We start from the raw sequence: 15918 nt of genomic DNA, 5'->3' as shown, positions 1-15918 counted from the left end.
TCGGGCGCGCTCACGTTCGGAGTGCCGACGTCACCCGGGGTACCCAAGGCCTCGGCCGACCTCACTCTCACCCTGCCCTACAACGACATCGACGCTGCGAAGCTCCTTTTCGCCCAGGAAGGCAAGGAACTCGCCGGCCTGATCATCGAGCCGGTCGCCGGCAACATGAACTGCATTCCGCCGAAGGACGGCTACCTGCAGGCGCTGCGCGAGCTGTGTACCGAACATGGCGTGCTCCTCATCTTCGACGAGGTCATGACGGGTTTTCGCGTCGCACTCGGTGGGGCGCAGGCCTATTACGGCATCACGCCCGACCTGACCTGCTTCGGCAAGATCATCGGCGGCGGTATGCCGGTGGGTGCCTATGGCGGCCGCCAGGATCTGATGGAACAGATCGCACCGTCGGGCCCGATCTACCAGGCGGGGACGCTGTCGGGTAACCCGGTGGCGATGGCCGCGGGCCTGGCCATGCTCCAGCTGATCCAGGCACCCGGCTTCTACGATGACCTGACGGCCCGCACCGTCCGCCTCACCGACGGCATCCTCGCGGAGGCGAAGAAGGCCGGCGTGCCTTTTAGCGTGAACCGCGTCGGCGCGATGTTCGGCCTGTTCTTCACCGACGAAACGGTGGAGAGCTACACCCAGGCGACCACGGGGGATGTCGCGGCATTCAACCGCTTCTTCCACGGCATGCTGGAGCGCGGCGTGTACCTGGCGCCGTCGGCGTTCGAAGCGGGCTTCGTCTCCAGCGCGCACGATGACGCGGTGATCGCCGCGACGATCGCCACGGCGGGTGAGGTTTTCGCCTCGCTTCAGGCGAATCGCCGCTGAAGCGGCTCCCACAGAGAGCCGGCTTTCACAGAGAGCCGGCTTTCACTCGGAGCCGGCTCCCACACCGTGCCCTATCAGGCGACCTGCGCTTCCTGGACGAAGGCGGCCAGTGAGGCATGGAGGCGCTCGAGGCCTTCGGCGGTTTCCTCGTCGGTGATGGTCAGCGGCGGCACGATGCGCAACACGTCCGGGCCGGCCTGCAGGATCAGCAGGCCATGCGCCGCGGCGAGGTCGAGGATTTCGCCCGCGCGGCCGGCGTACCTCGCATCGAGCACGGCGCCGATCATCAGGCCGCGGCCACGGATTTCCGAGAACAGGTGGAATTCGTGATTGAGCTTGTTCAGACCGGCACGCAGGTCGTTGGCCTGGCGTTCCACGTTGAGCATGACCGCCGGCGAAGCGATCTTGGCCAGGGCGACGCGCGCGACCGCCGCCGCCATGGGATTGCCGCCGAACGTCGTGCCATGGGCGCCGAACTGCATCACCTCGGCGACCTTGGGGCCGACCAGCATGGCGCCGATCGGGAAGCCGGCACCGAGGGCCTTGGCCAGGGTGACGATGTCGGGCGTGACGTGGTCGTGGGTGTGGGCGAACAGCGTTCCGGTGCGGCCCATGCCGCACTGGATCTCGTCGAGCACCATGAGGGCCTCGTGCGCGTCGCACAGCTCGCGCACCTTCTTCAGGAAACCCGGCTCCGCCGGCATGACACCGCCCTCGCCCTGGACCGGCTCGAGCATCACGGCGGCGACGTCGCCATGGGCCATGGCCTCTTCCAGCGCAGCGGGGTCGTTGAAGGGCACGTAACGGAAGCCACCCGGGAGTGGCTCGTAGCCTTCCTGGTATTTCGGCTGGGCCGTTGCGGTCACCGCGGCGAGGGTGCGGCCGTGGAACGAGCCCTTGAAGGTCACGATGACGCGCTTCTCGGGCGGACGCCCCAGCGAGGCAGCCCACTTGCGCACCAGCTTGATCGCGGCCTCGTTGGCCTCGGTGCCGGAGTTGCAGAGAAAGACCCGCTCGGCGAACGGCGCGTGCTCGACCAGCTCCTGGGCCAGGTGCAGCGGCGGCTCGGAGTAGAAGACGTTGCTGGCGTGCCAGAGCTTGTGGGCCTGGCCGACCAGGGCGGCGACCAGATCCGGATCCTGGTGGCCCAGGGCGTTCACGGCGATGCCGGCGCCAAAATCGATGTAATCGCGGCCTTCCGTATCCCAGACGCGGGAGCCTTTCCCGTGATCGAGGATGACATCGCGCGGGCGGTACACGGGCAGCCAGTAACGCTTGCCCAGGCCAACGAGATCGGAGGGTTCGACAGGGTGCGACGACATGGGTACGACTCCGGGCAGCGGCCGCAGCGCCGACACCCCTACAGGAACGGATGGAATCGCACGGTACGCTCTGCGGTCCGACATCGATCCGAAACCACCTCATCGTATAAGGCGCGGCCCCTGCCGACAACGCGCATCGTGTAGCGCAGGTGCAACGACTTGTTACACCTCGCTACACCGCCTGAACGCCCCGTTTCGGCGACCTTGCCGGAAAGTCCTTGCGAATCAAAGCAAGGCCTTCGTGGCACGGCGCTTGCTGCCGTAGTGGGCAAGGCCCTGTGAAGCCCGCGATGTTCGCTCGCCCGACGACCCTGCCAAGCCGGACGACGAATGGGAACTCCCGGTCCCCCAGAGGGCCGGGAGTTTTCTTCACTCCCCATCAGGACGGGCCGAGCCCGGTCAGCGGAGCTGATCGAGCGCGAGTTGGTGCTTTTTGCAAAGGCGGTAAACGGTCACGCGGGATACGCGCAGGCGTCGCGCGCACTCGCTGATGTTGAACGCACTTGCGCGCAGGCAATCGACGATCGCTTCGCGTTCGGCGGAGGTACGCGCGCTGCCCAGGCTGTCCCGGTCCGTGCCAGGGAGGTCGGCACTCAGCTCGAGATCTTCCGGCGTGATCAAGGCGTCGTCGGCGATCACGGCTGCGCGCTGCACGCGATTCATCAGCTCGCGCACGTTGCCCGGCCACGCGAAGGCGTTCATCGCCTTGCGGGCGGTCGTGCTGAAGGCCCGTGCACGCGTGCCGTAACTTTCGCGGAAAGCATCGAGGAAATACTGGGCGAGCAGCTCGATATCGCCGTTGCGTTCTCGCAAGGGCGGCATGCGCAGGCGGAGCACGTTGAGTCGATAGAACAGGTCCTCGCGGAACCGGCCCTGGGAGACGGCTTTTTCGAGATCCACATGAGTGGCCGCCAGTACACGGACGTCCACCTTGATGGACTGGCAGCTGCCGATTCGCTCGATCGTGCCTTCCTGCAGCACGCGCAGCAGGTTGGTCTGGGCGTCCAGCGGCAGGTCGCCGATCTCGTCGAGGAACACCGTGCCGCCATCGGCGGACTCGAAGTGACCGATACGCCGTGCGGTGGCACCGGTGAACGAGCCCCGCTCGTGGCCGAACAGTTCGGACTGGACGAGGTTGGCCGGCAGTGCCCCGCAATTGATCGCCGCGAACGGCTGTTCATGGCGCGGCGACAGCTGGTGCAGTGCCCGGGCCGCCATCTCCTTGCCCGTACCGGTTTCACCGGTGATGAGCAGGGGCAGCTCGACTGGCGCGAACTTGCGAATATTCTGAGAGAGCATGCGGATGGCCGGGCTGTCACCGGTCAGGATGCTCGGGCGGTTCTCGATCGGTGCGGGCGCATCGCCGGGCGCACGCTGCAGCGCCTGGCGCAGGGCGGTGAACGACGACGCTCCGTCGATGATTTCGAGGGCCTGGGGTAAAGCCTGGCGGACCAGGGGTTCGTGGGCCGGGGTGCGCGATCCCGTCAGGCCGATCCAGGCGATGCCCGGATAGTTTTCGCGCAGCGCGTGGAGGATGCGAACCGCCGCCAGCGCACTGGCCCGGAGGTCGACCACGGCGATAGCCGCGTCTCCGCATTCGGGTAGCGCTTCGTTCTGGCTGGCCGGATCGGCAACCAGGGTGCGCCAGCCCGCCCGGAGCAGCCCGAAGTGTTCTTCAACGCTCGGCCTGCCAACCCAGACGACACAACGCCCCGACATTTCCCCGCGCGACATGCCTGCTCCTCACCCGTTACGTGGCCTGCTAGCCGGCTTCGCGGATTCAATCCTGGACCCGCCGCCGGCACCCCTGCAGGCCGGCAAGCCCCACATCGTCGCGCGTGTGTCAGACGACTGCGACGGGGATCGAAGTTATACCGGCATGCCGAATGCGGCCATACACCAAACGGGCTAGCCTCCAGAGCCATACGGGTGTATCGACGCGCTAGCTACAGAAACAGATCCGGGAGTAGCGGGTGGCCCGGCGCGACAGCGTAGCGATCGAAATCGGTGACGCCTTCTTCGCGCAGCACGTCTTCGTCGATGTAGAAGCGTCCGGTCGATTCGCGTGAGGGACGCGTGAGGATCGCGTGGGCCGCATCCGCAACGATGTCCGGCGTGCGGCAATGTTCGGCACGAACGCCATCGATCATCGCGATGGCTGCCGTGCCGATCACGGTTTTCGGCCACAGTGCGTTCACCGCGATGCCCAGCGGTGCGAACTCCGGCGCCATGCCGAGCACGCACAGGCTCATACCAAACTTGGCAATGGTGTACGCGACATGTGGGGCGTACCAGACCGGATCGAGGGTCGGCGGCGGCGAAAGCATCAGCACCTGCGGGTTCTTCGCGTCCTTCAGATACGGCAGGCAGGCCTGCGTGGTCAGGAAGGTGCCGCGCGTATTCACCTGCTGCATGAGGTCGAAACGCTTCATCGGCGTGTTTTCCACACCGGCCAGCCAGATGGCGCTGGCGTTGTTCACCAGGATGTCGATACCGCCGAAGTGTTCGGCAGCTGTCGCCGCGGCCATGCGCACTTCGGACTCTTCGCGGATATCCACCTTCAACGGCAACGCCTGGCCACCTGCCGCTTCGATCTCGGCAGCGGCCGTGTAAATGGTCCCCGGCAGCTTGGGGTTGGCCACACTGCTCTTCGCCGCGATGACGATGTTCGCACCGTCGCGTGCAGCGCGCAGCGCGATAGCCAGTCCGATGCCACGCGAGGCGCCGGTGATGAAGAGGGTTTTCCCCGCGAGTGAAGTCAAGACAAGTCCTTTTACGGGCGCTGGAAGCGCGGAAGAATGTCACGCAGTTCGGCGAGCCGCTCGAGCGGATCGTCGAGTTCGAGCATGTGCTGGCACTCGTTCGGATCCAGCGGCAACAATTCGGAAAGGCGAAAGCCCACCCAGCTGGCATCGTCCGAGCGGGTGATCACGTCGTGTCGCCACGGCGGCTGCATCTGGTCGACGAGGCGTTCGAGAATCGTTGCGAGCAGGCCGAATTCGGGCGGAAGTGGGGTTATCTCTTCGGCACGCCAGGTGGCGATGTCGCCACGTACCTGGCCATCCGAACGGATGCGGGTACGCGTGACGCGAAAGCGCAGGCCACCTTCGGCGACGATACCGAGCAAGCCGTCCTCACTGGTGTGGAAATCGGTGATCGTGGCCAGCGTACCCACCGCGGCGGGCACCGCCGGCTGGCCGGCTTCGTGGCCATCGAGGATCATGCAGACACCAAAGGGCCGGCCCGTGCGCGCGCATTCGCGGACCAGGTCGATGTAGCGCGGCTCGAAAATGCGCAGCTGCAGTTGACCGCCCGGAAAGAGGACGTTCGACAGGGGAAACAGCGGGTAGTCTTGACCGGGCGTGGTGGCTGCCATGCCCGTCAGTCTAACCTGCGTCGAGCGCGGTAAAGAAGCGCCGCGGCGCGGCCTCGAAACCGCCGTTGGACATGAAGACGACATGGTCGCCTTCGCGCGCGTCCGCAGCCAGCGTCCTCACCAGCGCATCCACGGTAGGCACCGCCGTGCCACGACCCGCGAGGGCGGCGGTGACGCGCGCCGCGTCCCAGGCAAGCTCGGGGCGATGGAGGAAGACCACGCGATCGGCATCGGCGAGCGACGGTGCCAGGGCCTCGGCGTGCGCGCCCAGCCGCATGGAGTTCGAACGCGGTTCGAGCGCGACGACGATGCGCGCATCGCCGACCTTCGCGCGTAGCCCCGCCAGCGTCGTCGCGATCGCCGTGGGGTGGTGAGCGAAGTCGTCATAGATGGTAACGCCCCGTGCTTCGCCGATCGTTTCCATGCGACGGCGGACGCTGGCGAAGCTGGCGAAGGCCGGAAGCAGCGCCACCGGATCGGCGCCCGCGGCGGTCGCCGCCGCGAGGGCGGCCAGTGCATTCATGACGTTATGCCGGCCCAACGAATTCCAGCGAATCTCGCCGAGCACGCTGTCGCCATGACGCACACGGAAGTGCGAACCGTCGGCGGCGATCAGCTCGGCGCGCCAGTCGCCCTTCTCGATACCGAACGTCTCGACCGGCGTCCACGCACCCATTGCCAGCACCTCGGCGAGGTAAGCGTCTTCCGCATTGACGATGAGCCGGCCGTTACCCGGGACCGTGCGGACAAGGTGGTGAAACTGGCGCTGGATGGCGGCCACGTCCGGAAAGATATCCGCGTGGTCGTACTCGAGATTGTTGAGGATGGCGATGCGCGGACGGTAGTGGACGAACTTCGACCGTTTGTCGAAGAAGGCCGAGTCGTACTCGTCGGCTTCGATCACGAAGGGCTTGCCTTCACCCCGGCGCGCCGAGACGTCGAAGTTGCCGGGCACGCCGCCGATCAGGAAACCCGGCGAGAGGCCGGCCGATTCGAGCAGGTGGGCAAGCAGGCTGGTGGTCGTCGTCTTGCCATGCGTACCGGCCACGGCCAGCACCTCGCGGCCGCCGAGCAGGGTCTCACCCAGCCACTGCGGACCCGAGATGTAACGCAGGCCTTCGTCGAGCATGTACTCGACGGCCGGATTGCCGCGAACCATGGCATTGCCGACCACGACCAGGTCGGGAGCGGGCTGGAGGTATTCCGCCTTGTAGCCCTGCATCAGGCCGATGCCGAGGGCCTCGAGCTGATCGCTCATCGGCGGGTAGACGTTGGCGTCCGAGCCTTCGACGGTCAGGCCGAGTTCGCGCGCGAGCGCGGCGACGCCGCCCATGAAGGTGCCGCAGATACCAAGGATATGCACGCGCATGAGTCGACTCATCGGAGCGCGATGCCTGGGGCACCGCGGAACGGCCCGCCGGAGCGGGCCGTGCGGATCAGGCGCTGGCAGCCTGGACGCCGCCGGGCAGCACGTCGAGGACGCGCTGGGTGACGTCGTCGAGCTCGCCGACGCCGTCGACGACCTGCAGCTTGCCGCGCTGCTCGTAGAAGCTGGCCACCGGCGCGGTCTGTTCGGCATAGATGCCCAGACGCTTCTTCACCGTGTCCGGATTGTCATCCGGGCGGCCTTCCTTCTCGAAACGCACTTCGCAGCGGCCCACGATGGCCTGGTCGGGCACATCGAGCTTGACCACGACATCGAGCGGCTGGCCGATACGGGCGAGCACGTCATCCAGCGCCGCGGCCTGGGCCAGGTTGCGCGGATAGCCGTCGAGAATGAAGCCCGGCCGGGCATCCGCCTGGCTGAGGCGGTGCTCGATGATGCCGAGCATGATGTCGTCCGAAAGCAGGATGCCCTGGTCCATCAGGCCTTTGGCCTTCAGACCCAGCTCGGTCCCTTCCTTGATCTCCGCGCGAAGCAGGTCGCCGGTGGAGATGTGGGGGACGCCGAGGCGCTCCTTGAGGCGGGTGGCCTGGGTACCCTTCCCGGAACCGGGGGCGCCGAATAGCACGAGTCGCATTGATGCTCCGTTACGTCGGGCGACTGGGGATAAACCCACCGCCGGACACAAGAAAATGGGTCTCAAGGTAACGGCAGGGCCTCGCTCGCGTCAAACGGCCGACACGGGTCCGGTGTAGGCGATGGCCCGCTTCCAGCGCGGAGCGACCAGCCTGCCGCGCTGGCGGGCCACCAGGAACAGGCCCAGCGACACCAGGCTGCAGGCGACCAGGGCGACGATCGATGCCTCCGCGCCGAACTCACCGCCGGACAGCCAGTCCGGGCCGGTCAGGCGCGAGGCGACCAGGCCGTGCATCCGGGCCCCCGAGGTCGGCACGCCGAAAACGAGCGACTGGGTGATGTTCCAGGCCGCGTGCAGGCCCATGCAGGCGAGCAGAGAGCGGGTCGCCACATAGAGCAGGCCGAGCATCACCCCCGCTTCCAGGGCGATGGCCAGGCTGGTGCCGACCGTGGCATGCGGGTTGAAGAAGTGGGCAAAGCCGAAGAACAGCGACGAGATCACCAGTGCCCAGCCGGTGCCGAGGGCTTCCTCGCACGCCCGGAACAGGACGCCGCGGGAAATCAGCTCCTCACCGATGGCGGCGCCGACGCCAGCGCCCAGGACGATACCGGGCCAGTCGGCGCCGCTGTCCGGCCCCAGCACCACGTAGGCATGGCAGAGCCAGAGGGTGCCGACCACCACGGCCATGAGAGCCGCGCCGCCGAACAGCCAGCCCAGGCCTGCCGGCCACGTCACCGGGGAGAATTCGATGAGCGGCCGGCGCTCGATCCAGCGAACCAGAACGAGGTAGGCGATGATCGCCGGCACCGCCCGGATCAGCATTTCGCCGATCCCGTGGGCGAGGGCACCGCTGTCCTTGCCGAACGGCCCGATGGCGTGCAGCGCGCTCATGGCGATGGTCAGCACAATGGTGAGGATCGCGAACAGGCCGATGCGCGCGCCGGCACTGTAAAGCAGGCCAAGCTGCCGGCGCGTGGCGCCGGCCGGCGGGGCGTACAACGTATTCGGTAAACGCATGGCGATCCCCTCCCCCTGACTCAACCCTGAGTCTAGCGTGTCATCCGCCTCCCGCACGCGCTACGCTCGGCACTCCCATGGTGACGAGGAAGTGCGTATGGCCGCCGGCAAAATTCTCTACGCCCAGTCGGGTGGCGTATCCGCCGTCATCAACGCGTCCGCCGCGGGAGTGATCGAAACCGCGCGCGACAAGGGCATCGTCGTTTATGCCGCGCGCAACGGCATCCTTGGCGCGCTTCGCGAGGAGCTGATCGATACCTCCAAGGAAGCCAAGGCGAATATCGCCGCGCTCAAGCACACGCCCGGCGGCGCCTTCGGCTCCTGCCGTTACAAGCTCAAGTCGCTGGAAGAAAATCGCGCGGAGTACGAGCGCCTTATCGAAGTGTTCAAGGCGCACGACATCCGTACCTTCCTCTACAACGGTGGCAACGACTCGGCCGATACGGCGAACAAAGTCTCGAAGATCGGCCAGGCGCTGGGCTACGAGGTCAACTGCATCGGTGTACCGAAGACGATCGACAACGACCTCGTCGTCACCGACACCTGCCCCGGCTTCGGCTCCGTGGCGAAGTACACGGCCATCTCGGTGCGCGAGGCCAGCCTGGACGTCGTCTCCATGATGGACACCTCGACCAAGGTCTTCATCATCGAGGTGATGGGCCGCCACGCGGGCTGGATCGCCGCTGCGGCCGGCCTCGCCGGCTCCGCGCCCGGCGACGCGCCGCACGTCATCCTGTTTCCGGAGAACGTGTTCAATCCGGAGACCTTCCTCGCCAAGGTCAAGGCCACCGTGGAGAAGGTGGGCTACTGCACGGTGGTCGTCTCCGAGGGGGTGAAGGACAGCAACGGCACCTTCCTCGCCGAGTCCGGCGCCCGTGACGCCTTCGGTCACGCGCAGCTCGGCGGTGCCGCACCGGTGCTCGCCGCCCTGGTGCGCGAGAAGCTCGGCTACAAGTATCACTGGGCCCTGCCCGACTACCTGCAGCGCTCCGCGCGTCACATTGCTTCGAAGACGGATCTCGACCAGGCCTATGCCGTGGGCAAGAAGGCCGTCGAATACGCGGCCGAAGGCCTCAATGCGGTGATGCCGGTGATCGTGCGCACCTCGGACGAGCCTTACAAGTGGAAGATCGAAGCGGCGCCGCTGGACAAGATCGCCAACCACGAGAAGAAGATGCCGAAGAATTTCATCTCGAAGGATGGATTCGGCATCACTGCCGCGGCGCGTCGTTACCTCGCACCGCTCATCCAGGGCGAAGCACCGCCGCCGTACGGTCCCGACGGCTTGCCGATTTACGTGACGCTGAAGAACGCCTCGGTGCCGAAGAAGCTGAAGAAGTTCAAGATCTAGCGCCGCGCTGTTGTTGTAGGAGCCGATTTATCGGCGATCGGGTGCTCGCAGCAGACTGGCTCGCTGCCGCGAGTTCGCCGATGAATCGGCTCCCACAGAGAGCCAGTCTGCCGCGAGCACCCGATCGCCGCTGAAGCGGCTCCCACAGAGAGCTCGCCGACGAATCGGCTCCTACCTGAGCAAGGTGCGCATAAGGGTCAGGTCGCGGACGAAGTCCGCGTAGCCCGTCTCGCGAGCCTGTTCATCGGGCAGGCGCAGCAGGTACGACGGATGCACGGTCGCCATCGCGCGAGCGCCATCGGGCAGGTCGATCCACTGCCCGCGCTGCGCCATCAGACGAAACGACGCGCCGAACACTGCCTGCGCCGCCATCGCCCCGAGGCAAACGATCGCGTCGGGGCGGATGCGGTCGATCTCGGCGGCAAGCCAGGGCCGGCATGCCGCCTGCTCCTCGGCATTGGCGCGCTTGTGCAGGCGACGCTTGCCGCGCGGCTCGAACTTGAAGTGTTTCACGGCGTTGGTGATGTAGAGGGCAGCGCGATCGACGCCCGCCTCCTCCAGTGCGCGGTCGAACAGCTTGCCTGCCGGGCCGATGAAGGGTTTACCGGCAAGGTCTTCCTGGTCACCCGGCTGCTCGCCGATGACGACGATGCGGGCATCGCTGGGTCCCATGCCAAAAACCGTCTGCGTAGCCGGCTTCCACAAGTCGCAGCGACGACAGTCCTTCGCCTGTTGGCGAAGCGCCGCCAGACTGCCTTCGGGTGCCTCGGCGACAGCCTTTTGCAACGGTGTGATCTTCTTCCGCGGAATCGTCGGCTGTTTCTCGACCATGGCCTGCATCCTCGGCAAGGCGTCGCGCACCAGTCCCGGAATGAGCTGCGCTTCGGGCAGGTTCTTCCAGTACTTCACCGGCATCTCGCGACGCATCGCGTCCACCTTCAGGCGGGCCGGATTGAAGATGTTCGCGTAGTAAGTGCGCCAGAGATCTTCGAGCGCGTCGCCCGACGGTGCGTCGGCGCGCTGTGCACCCGGCCCGAACGAAAGCGTCGTACCGTCCCAGTGGGCGCTGCGTGAGGGCGTCAGCAAGGACCAGCGCATACCCGTGAATCGACGGACGAAGAACGGTGCCACGCGGGTGACGATGTCGTGGTCCGGTTCGAACCACGCTACGTAGACCGTACCATCGTCCACCGGCAGCTCACGAAAGCGCACGAAGGCCTTCATCTTATGCATGTCGCGATTGACCTGCTTGACGCAGGTATGCGCCCAGGCCACGTCATCGTCCGTGGCGATTGCCAGCAGGTTGCGTTCACCGTGGGCGAGGCGCCAGAGCATGCGGTAGAGCGTGGCATGGCGACGCGGATCCGAATGCGCCAGCACGGTGTTGACGAGGGAGAGGAAATCGCGCGGAACGGCAGGCGCCTGTGTGTGGCGCGGCGGCGGCAGGGCATCGTCGCTTCCGAACAGTCCGCCCTCGGCGCCGGTTGTCCATTCGACCTCGGCCGGATCCACCTCCGCCAGCAGCAGCGCACGCGCTTTCGCGCGCCACTCGTCCGCGTCCGATGCATCGTCGAGCCGGACGCCGAGCATCAGCCGAAGAGATCGGGCTGCGCCGGCTCACGCAGGTCGCGTTGCAAGGCCGCGCTCTCGCGGTCGCCGCGAGGGCGATGATCCACGGTTTCGACAAAGGGAGCGACCTTCTTCACCGGCACACGCAAGCGAATCAGGTCGGCGTAGCGGATGCGCTGATGGGCCCGCATCGCGATCATCCGGTCCACGGTCTTGACGCCGAGGCCAGGTACCCGGAGCAACATGTCACGCGACGCCCGGTTGACGTCCACCGGAAAGCTCTCACGATGACGCAGCGCCCAGGCCAGCTTTGGATCGACCTCGAGCGAGAGCATGCCGCTATCGCCGGGCGGTGCGATTTCCTCTGCGCGGAAGCCGTAGAAACGCATCAGCCAGTCCGCCTGGTAGAGCCGATGCTCGCGCACGAGCGGCGGCGGCTTCAGCGGCAGGATCTTCGATGCATCGGGAATCGGGCTGAACGCCGAGTAGTAGACGCGGCGCAGGTGGTAATTCGTATAGAGGTTGGTGCTGGCCGTGAGGACGTCGCGATCCGTTGCCGCATCGGCTCCGACGATCATCTGTGTGCTCTGTCCGGCGGGGGCGAACTTCGGTGCCTTCTTCTCGGCCTTGGCTTCGTCGATCGACAGACGCAGGCGCCCCATCGCACTGCGGATGTCACCGAGGTCCTTTTCCGGGGCAAGCGACTTCAGGCCTTCGGCCGTGGGCATCTCCACATTGATGCTGAGACGATCGGCCCAGCGTCCGGCGGCATCGATCAGCTCGGGTGAGGCATCGGGAATCGTCTTGAGATGGATATAGCCGCCGAACTTGTGCTCGGTGCGAAGACTGCGCGCAACCCGGACCAGCTGCTCCATCGTGTAGTCGGGCGACTGGATGATGCCCGACGAGAGGAACAGGCCTTCGATGTAGTTGCGGCGGTAGAACTCCATCGTCAGCTCCACCACCTCTTCAGGCGTGAAACGTGCGCGTTGTACGTTGCTGCTGCGCCGGTTCACGCAGTACACGCAGTCGTAGACGCAGAAGTTCGTCAGCAGGATCTTCAGCAGGGAGATGCAGCGCCCGTCCGGCGCGTACGCGTGGCAAATCCCCATGCCTTCGGTCGAGCCGATACCGCCAGAACGCAGCGAGTTGCGGCCCTTGCCGCCACTGGACGAGCAGGACGCGTCGTACTTGGCCGCATCGGCCAGGATGGCGAGTTTGTCGGAGATTTTCATGGGGAATGCCATGGTGCCAAATGACCGCGCGATCCGCGTGAAAACGCGGATCACATAGGCAATGTGGGAGCCGATTCATCGGCGAAAAGCCAACAAAGCGGCGATGCGGGAACCCCGATTGTCCAAGGCAACCTGGCCCGCTGCCGCGGGATCGCCGATGAATCGGCTCCCACACAGCCCGGTATGATCGGATTTTGCTCCCAGAGACGGACTCCGCATGGACCTGATCATCCGCCACGCCACCCTCCCCGACGGTCGCCGCGACGTCGACATCGGCATCGTGGACGGACGTTTCGCGGCGATCCAGCCGGGGCTGCCAGCGAAGGGTGCGGAAGAGATCGACGCGCGGGGCCGGCTGGTGTCCCCGCCCTTCATCGACGCCCACTTCCACATGGATGCGACGCTGTCGCTCGGCCTGCCCCGCCTCAATGCCTCCGGCACCTTGCTCGAAGGGATCTCGCTGTGGGGCGAGCTCAAGCCCGACCTCACCATCGACGCCTTGGTCGCCCGTGCCATGGCCTACTGCGACATGGCCGTGGCCCAGGGCCTGCTGAGCATCCGCAGCCATGTCGACATCTGCGATGACCGCTTGCTCGCGACGCAGGCCCTGCTCGAGGTGAAACGGCGCGTCGCGCCTTACCTGCACCTGGAACTGGTGGCCTTTCCGCAGGATGGCCTGCTGCGTTCGTCCTCCGCGAAAGCCAACATGATCCGTGCCCTGGACATGGGCGTCGAGGTGGTCGGCGGCATCCCGCACTTCGAACGCACGATGGCCGACGGCGCCACGTCCATACGCTGGCTATGCGAACTCGCCGCCGAACGCGGCCTGCGGGTGGACATGCACTGCGACGAATCCGACGATCCCCTGTCCCGGCATATCGAGACGCTCGCCGCCGAGACCATCCGCAGCGGCCTGCAGGGTCGCGTCACCGGTTCGCATCTCACCTCCATGCACTCCATGGACAACTACTACGTGTCCAAGCTGCTGCCGCTGATCGCCGAAGCGGGGGTGCATGCGATCGCCAACCCCCTGATCAACATCACCTTGCAGGGCCGGCACGATACCTATCCGAAGCGTCGCGGGATGACCCGTATCCCCGAGCTGTTGGCCGCCGGCGTCAATGTCGCCTTCGGCCACGATTGCGTGATGGACCCCTGGTATGGCCTGGGCTCGGGCGACATGCTCGAAGTCGCCCACATGGGCCTGCATGTGGCGCAGATGACCTCGTCCGCCGGGGTGGCTCAGTGCTTCGAAGCGGTCACCACATATGCCGCGCGTGTCCTCGGCCTGGACGGCTACGGCATCGAGCCAGGCCATCGCGCCGATTTCGTACTGCTTCAGGCCGGCGACGCCTACGAGGCAATTCGGCTCAAGGCGACCCGGTTACTGGTGGTTCGAAGTGGAAAAATTCTCGCCCGCACACCTGAACGGGTCACTTCGCTAAATCTTACGGAACGCGCGCAGGAACTCACTCTGGAGTTCCGTCCGGGGTCGATTTCCTGAACGCGTGAGTTCATTAGCTGTCGCGTCAGTGAATGCTTTCGCGAAACTTTCGATTCGTAGGACTTCGCATTCAGGAAACTCTGCCTATCTTCGGGTCGTCGATCAGCCGTAGCGACTTGCGGCGTGATGATCGTCCTGGAGAGATGCGATGAAGACGATGCTGCGTACCGCGTTTGCCGCCCTTGCCCTGGTCGCCACGACCGCGGCGTTTGCCGACGACCATCACGACCGCGACCACGACCGCGACAGGCACGGCTACGACCGTGGCCATGACCGCGGTCACGGCGGCCGTGACTGGCATCACGACAACGGCTGGCATGGCCATCGCCCGCCGCCGCCGCGTTACTACGGACACGGCTATCACAATGGTCCTGGCTACTATGGGCCTCCCCCGCCGCGCTATTACGGCCACTGGGAGCGCGGCCATCGCTACTACGGTCGTAACACGGTCGTGTACGACTACGGCAGCTATCGCCTGCGCCCGCCGCCGCGTGGCTACCACTGGGTACGCGAGAACAACGATTTCCTGCTCGTCGCCGTGGCGACCGGCATCATCTTCGACATTGCCACACGCTAATTCGGGAGCATCCGCATGAAACTGCTTAGCAAGATCGCCTTGACCCTCGCCGCCTCGGCCGTCATCGCCCCGGCGTTCGCTTTCAGTCCGGCGCCGTTCGCGCCGGCCGGCATCCAGCAGTATCACGACGACCACGGTGACGATCACCGGGACGACCGTCGCGACGGCCACCGTGACGATCACCGCGACGACCATCGTGACGGCCGTTACGACGACCATCGCGACAACCACGCCAACAACTGGCATCCGGGTCCGGGCGGCCATTGGGAGCGCGGTCATCGTTACGACGGTCGCGTCATCGTGGTGAACGACTACCGCGAGCGCCACCTGCGCGAACCGCCACGCGGCTATCGCTGGCAGCGCGCCGACAACAACGACTTCCTGCTTGTTGCTGTCGCTACGGGTGTGATCGCGGACATCATTTCGCAGTAACGCCGCGGTATCGGGCCGGGCCTTCGCTGTTGCGGGGGCCCGGCTTTTTTTGTGGTTCTTCATCGCTTACCGTGGAGGCATGGCGCTGCCACTTGCGTGTGTGGATGAGGCGCAGAGCCTTCGGTGTCCACCCTCGCTGCTCAGACAGGTCCTCCGCGTTCCGTACCGGAAAGGCCGCTGCGCGGCCCATGTTTTACTTGGCCTGCGGCCGCTGCACTTGTGCGGAACTCGCCTCGAGGGTGGACACCGAAGACTCTTCCTATCCCTGAGGTTCGTGCGGGTCGAGCCGACGAAGCAACGCCGCTTCGGCTGATGGCTCGGCGCCATCGCTATCGCCAAACCGCCAGCCCCAGCGCGCCGGTCCCGTGGGGCCGCGCCACGACGACGAAGCCGCTCACTGAGCGAGATGTACGTAACAGCACGACTGCCGTAACGGCCCCTTGGGCGGCGACACCCACGCCAACGGCTCGCCTTCCCGCTGACCGTATCGTCGTGAGAGACCTTGGTGTCCACCCTCGAGGCGAGTTCCGCACAAGTGCAGCGGCCGTAGGCCAGATAAGTCACGGGCCGCGTTAGCGGCCTTTCCTTTACGGAGCGCGGAGGACCTGTCTGAGCAGCGAGGGTGGGCACCAAGGTCTCCCCGCGAGACGCCCAAGTGTACGCAGCGACGGCGACGGCGAAGC

Annotated in this window: 14 protein-coding genes (1 of these 14 cut by a window edge); 5 read left to right on the top strand and 9 right to left on the bottom strand. The window is 66.0% G+C overall.

The genetic code is table 11. The features are described from left to right. On the top strand, nucleotides 1-831 hold the 3' portion of the coding sequence (gene hemL / locus BJI69_RS10110; protein ID WP_046969537.1) for a glutamate-1-semialdehyde 2,1-aminomutase. It extends 462 nt beyond the left edge of the window; 831 of the gene's 1293 nt are visible here — the last part of the coding sequence; the start codon falls outside the window, past its left edge; the stop codon is at nucleotides 829-831. Between the two features lie 74 nt (nucleotides 832-905). On the opposite strand, the gene BJI69_RS10105 is transcribed toward hemL, so the two are convergent. The 7 genes from BJI69_RS10105 to BJI69_RS10075 form a co-directional block, all read right to left on the bottom strand. After that, on the bottom strand, nucleotides 906-2153 hold the full coding sequence (locus BJI69_RS10105) for an acetylornithine transaminase (protein WP_046969536.1): 1248 nt from the start codon (nucleotides 2151-2153) through the stop codon (nucleotides 906-908). 399 nt (nucleotides 2154-2552) lie between these two features. Beyond that, entirely contained in the window at nucleotides 2553-3887 is a 1335-nt protein-coding gene (locus BJI69_RS10100) for a sigma-54-dependent transcriptional regulator (protein ID WP_046969535.1), read from the bottom strand. Nucleotides 3888-4099: 212 nt separating this feature from the next. Then, the gene (locus BJI69_RS10095; protein WP_046969534.1) at nucleotides 4100-4915 is read right to left on the bottom strand and encodes an SDR family oxidoreductase; all 816 of its coding nucleotides are present in this window, start codon (nucleotides 4913-4915) and stop codon (nucleotides 4100-4102) included. Between the two features lie 11 nt (nucleotides 4916-4926). Next, nucleotides 4927-5529: an LON peptidase substrate-binding domain-containing protein gene (locus BJI69_RS10090; RefSeq protein ID WP_046969533.1), complete on the bottom strand. Its 603-nt coding sequence runs from the start codon at nucleotides 5527-5529 to the stop codon at nucleotides 4927-4929. A 10-nt stretch (nucleotides 5530-5539) separates the two neighbouring features. Beyond that, the gene (gene mpl / locus BJI69_RS10085; protein WP_046969532.1) at nucleotides 5540-6898 is read right to left on the bottom strand and encodes a UDP-N-acetylmuramate:L-alanyl-gamma-D-glutamyl-meso-diaminopimelate ligase; all 1359 of its coding nucleotides are present in this window, start codon (nucleotides 6896-6898) and stop codon (nucleotides 5540-5542) included. A 67-nt stretch (nucleotides 6899-6965) separates the two neighbouring features. Continuing rightward, nucleotides 6966-7550, bottom strand: coding sequence for an adenylate kinase (locus BJI69_RS10080; protein WP_046969531.1), 585 nt, complete (start codon nucleotides 7548-7550; stop codon nucleotides 6966-6968). A 90-nt stretch (nucleotides 7551-7640) separates the two neighbouring features. Continuing rightward, nucleotides 7641-8567, bottom strand: a complete 927-nt coding sequence (locus tag BJI69_RS10075) for a CPBP family intramembrane glutamic endopeptidase (protein ID WP_046969530.1) — start codon at nucleotides 8565-8567, stop codon at nucleotides 7641-7643. A 97-nt stretch (nucleotides 8568-8664) separates the two neighbouring features. Here BJI69_RS10075 and BJI69_RS10070 point away from each other — a divergent pair, with 97 nt between their 5' ends. Further along, nucleotides 8665-9918: a 6-phosphofructokinase gene (locus BJI69_RS10070; protein ID WP_046969529.1), complete on the top strand. Its 1254-nt coding sequence runs from the start codon at nucleotides 8665-8667 to the stop codon at nucleotides 9916-9918. 171 nt (nucleotides 9919-10089) lie between these two features. On the opposite strand, the gene BJI69_RS10065 is transcribed toward BJI69_RS10070, so the two are convergent. Continuing rightward, the gene (locus tag BJI69_RS10065; protein ID WP_046969528.1) at nucleotides 10090-11508 is read right to left on the bottom strand and encodes a UdgX family uracil-DNA binding protein; all 1419 of its coding nucleotides are present in this window, start codon (nucleotides 11506-11508) and stop codon (nucleotides 10090-10092) included. Further along, entirely contained in the window at nucleotides 11508-12722 is a 1215-nt protein-coding gene (locus BJI69_RS10060) for a putative DNA modification/repair radical SAM protein (protein WP_046969527.1), read from the bottom strand. Before BJI69_RS10060 ends, BJI69_RS10065 begins: the two co-directional genes overlap by 1 nt. 217 nt (nucleotides 12723-12939) lie before the next feature. Between BJI69_RS10060 and BJI69_RS10055 the strand changes: the two genes are divergently transcribed. The 3 genes from BJI69_RS10055 (at nucleotide 12940) to BJI69_RS10045 (ending at nucleotide 15235) form a co-directional block, all read left to right on the top strand. Further along, entirely contained in the window at nucleotides 12940-14226 is a 1287-nt protein-coding gene (locus BJI69_RS10055) for an amidohydrolase family protein (RefSeq protein WP_046969526.1), read from the top strand. A gap of 148 nt (nucleotides 14227-14374) precedes the next feature. After that, on the top strand, nucleotides 14375-14803 hold the full coding sequence (locus tag BJI69_RS10050; RefSeq protein WP_046969525.1) for an RcnB family protein: 429 nt from the start codon (nucleotides 14375-14377) through the stop codon (nucleotides 14801-14803). Nucleotides 14804-14824: 21 nt separating this feature from the next. Further along, nucleotides 14825-15235 carry an RcnB family protein gene (locus BJI69_RS10045; RefSeq protein ID WP_425476900.1) on the top strand — a complete coding sequence of 137 codons (411 nt, stop codon included), beginning with the start codon at nucleotides 14825-14827 and terminating at the stop codon, nucleotides 15233-15235. The last annotated feature ends 683 nt before the right edge of the window (nucleotides 15236-15918 follow it).

It is taken from the genome of Luteibacter rhizovicinus DSM 16549, from assembly GCF_001887595.1.
GTDB classification, from domain to species: domain Bacteria; phylum Pseudomonadota; class Gammaproteobacteria; order Xanthomonadales; family Rhodanobacteraceae; genus Luteibacter; species Luteibacter rhizovicinus.
The sequence above is the reverse complement of the archived record's forward strand: the minus strand, read 5'-3'. Positions and strand labels throughout refer to the sequence as shown.

Bases quoted from the DNA above. Each gene is read 5' to 3' on its own strand.
- BJI69_RS10080 (WP_046969531.1), bottom strand. From the start codon at position 7,550: ATGCGACTCGTGCTATTCGGCGCCCCCGGTTCCGGGAAGGGTACCCAG.
- BJI69_RS10060 (WP_046969527.1), bottom strand. From the start codon at position 12,722: ATGAAAATCTCCGACAAACTCGCCATCCTGGCCGATGCGGCCAAGTAC.
- BJI69_RS10070 (WP_046969529.1), top strand. From the start codon at position 8,665: ATGGCCGCCGGCAAAATTCTCTACGCCCAGTCGGGTGGCGTATCCGCC.
- BJI69_RS10100 (WP_046969535.1), bottom strand. From the start codon at position 3,887: ATGTCGCGCGGGGAAATGTCGGGGCGTTGTGTCGTCTGGGTTGGCAGG.
- BJI69_RS10065 (WP_046969528.1), bottom strand. From the start codon at position 11,508: ATGCTCGGCGTCCGGCTCGACGATGCATCGGACGCGGACGAGTGGCGC.
- BJI69_RS10075 (WP_046969530.1), bottom strand. From the start codon at position 8,567: ATGCGTTTACCGAATACGTTGTACGCCCCGCCGGCCGGCGCCACGCGC.
- BJI69_RS10090 (WP_046969533.1), bottom strand. From the start codon at position 5,529: ATGGCAGCCACCACGCCCGGTCAAGACTACCCGCTGTTTCCCCTGTCG.
- mpl (WP_046969532.1), bottom strand. From the start codon at position 6,898: ATGCGCGTGCATATCCTTGGTATCTGCGGCACCTTCATGGGCGGCGTC.
- BJI69_RS10050 (WP_046969525.1), top strand. From the start codon at position 14,375: ATGAAGACGATGCTGCGTACCGCGTTTGCCGCCCTTGCCCTGGTCGCC.
- BJI69_RS10105 (WP_046969536.1), bottom strand. From the start codon at position 2,153: ATGTCGTCGCACCCTGTCGAACCCTCCGATCTCGTTGGCCTGGGCAAG.
- BJI69_RS10055 (WP_046969526.1), top strand. From the start codon at position 12,940: ATGGACCTGATCATCCGCCACGCCACCCTCCCCGACGGTCGCCGCGAC.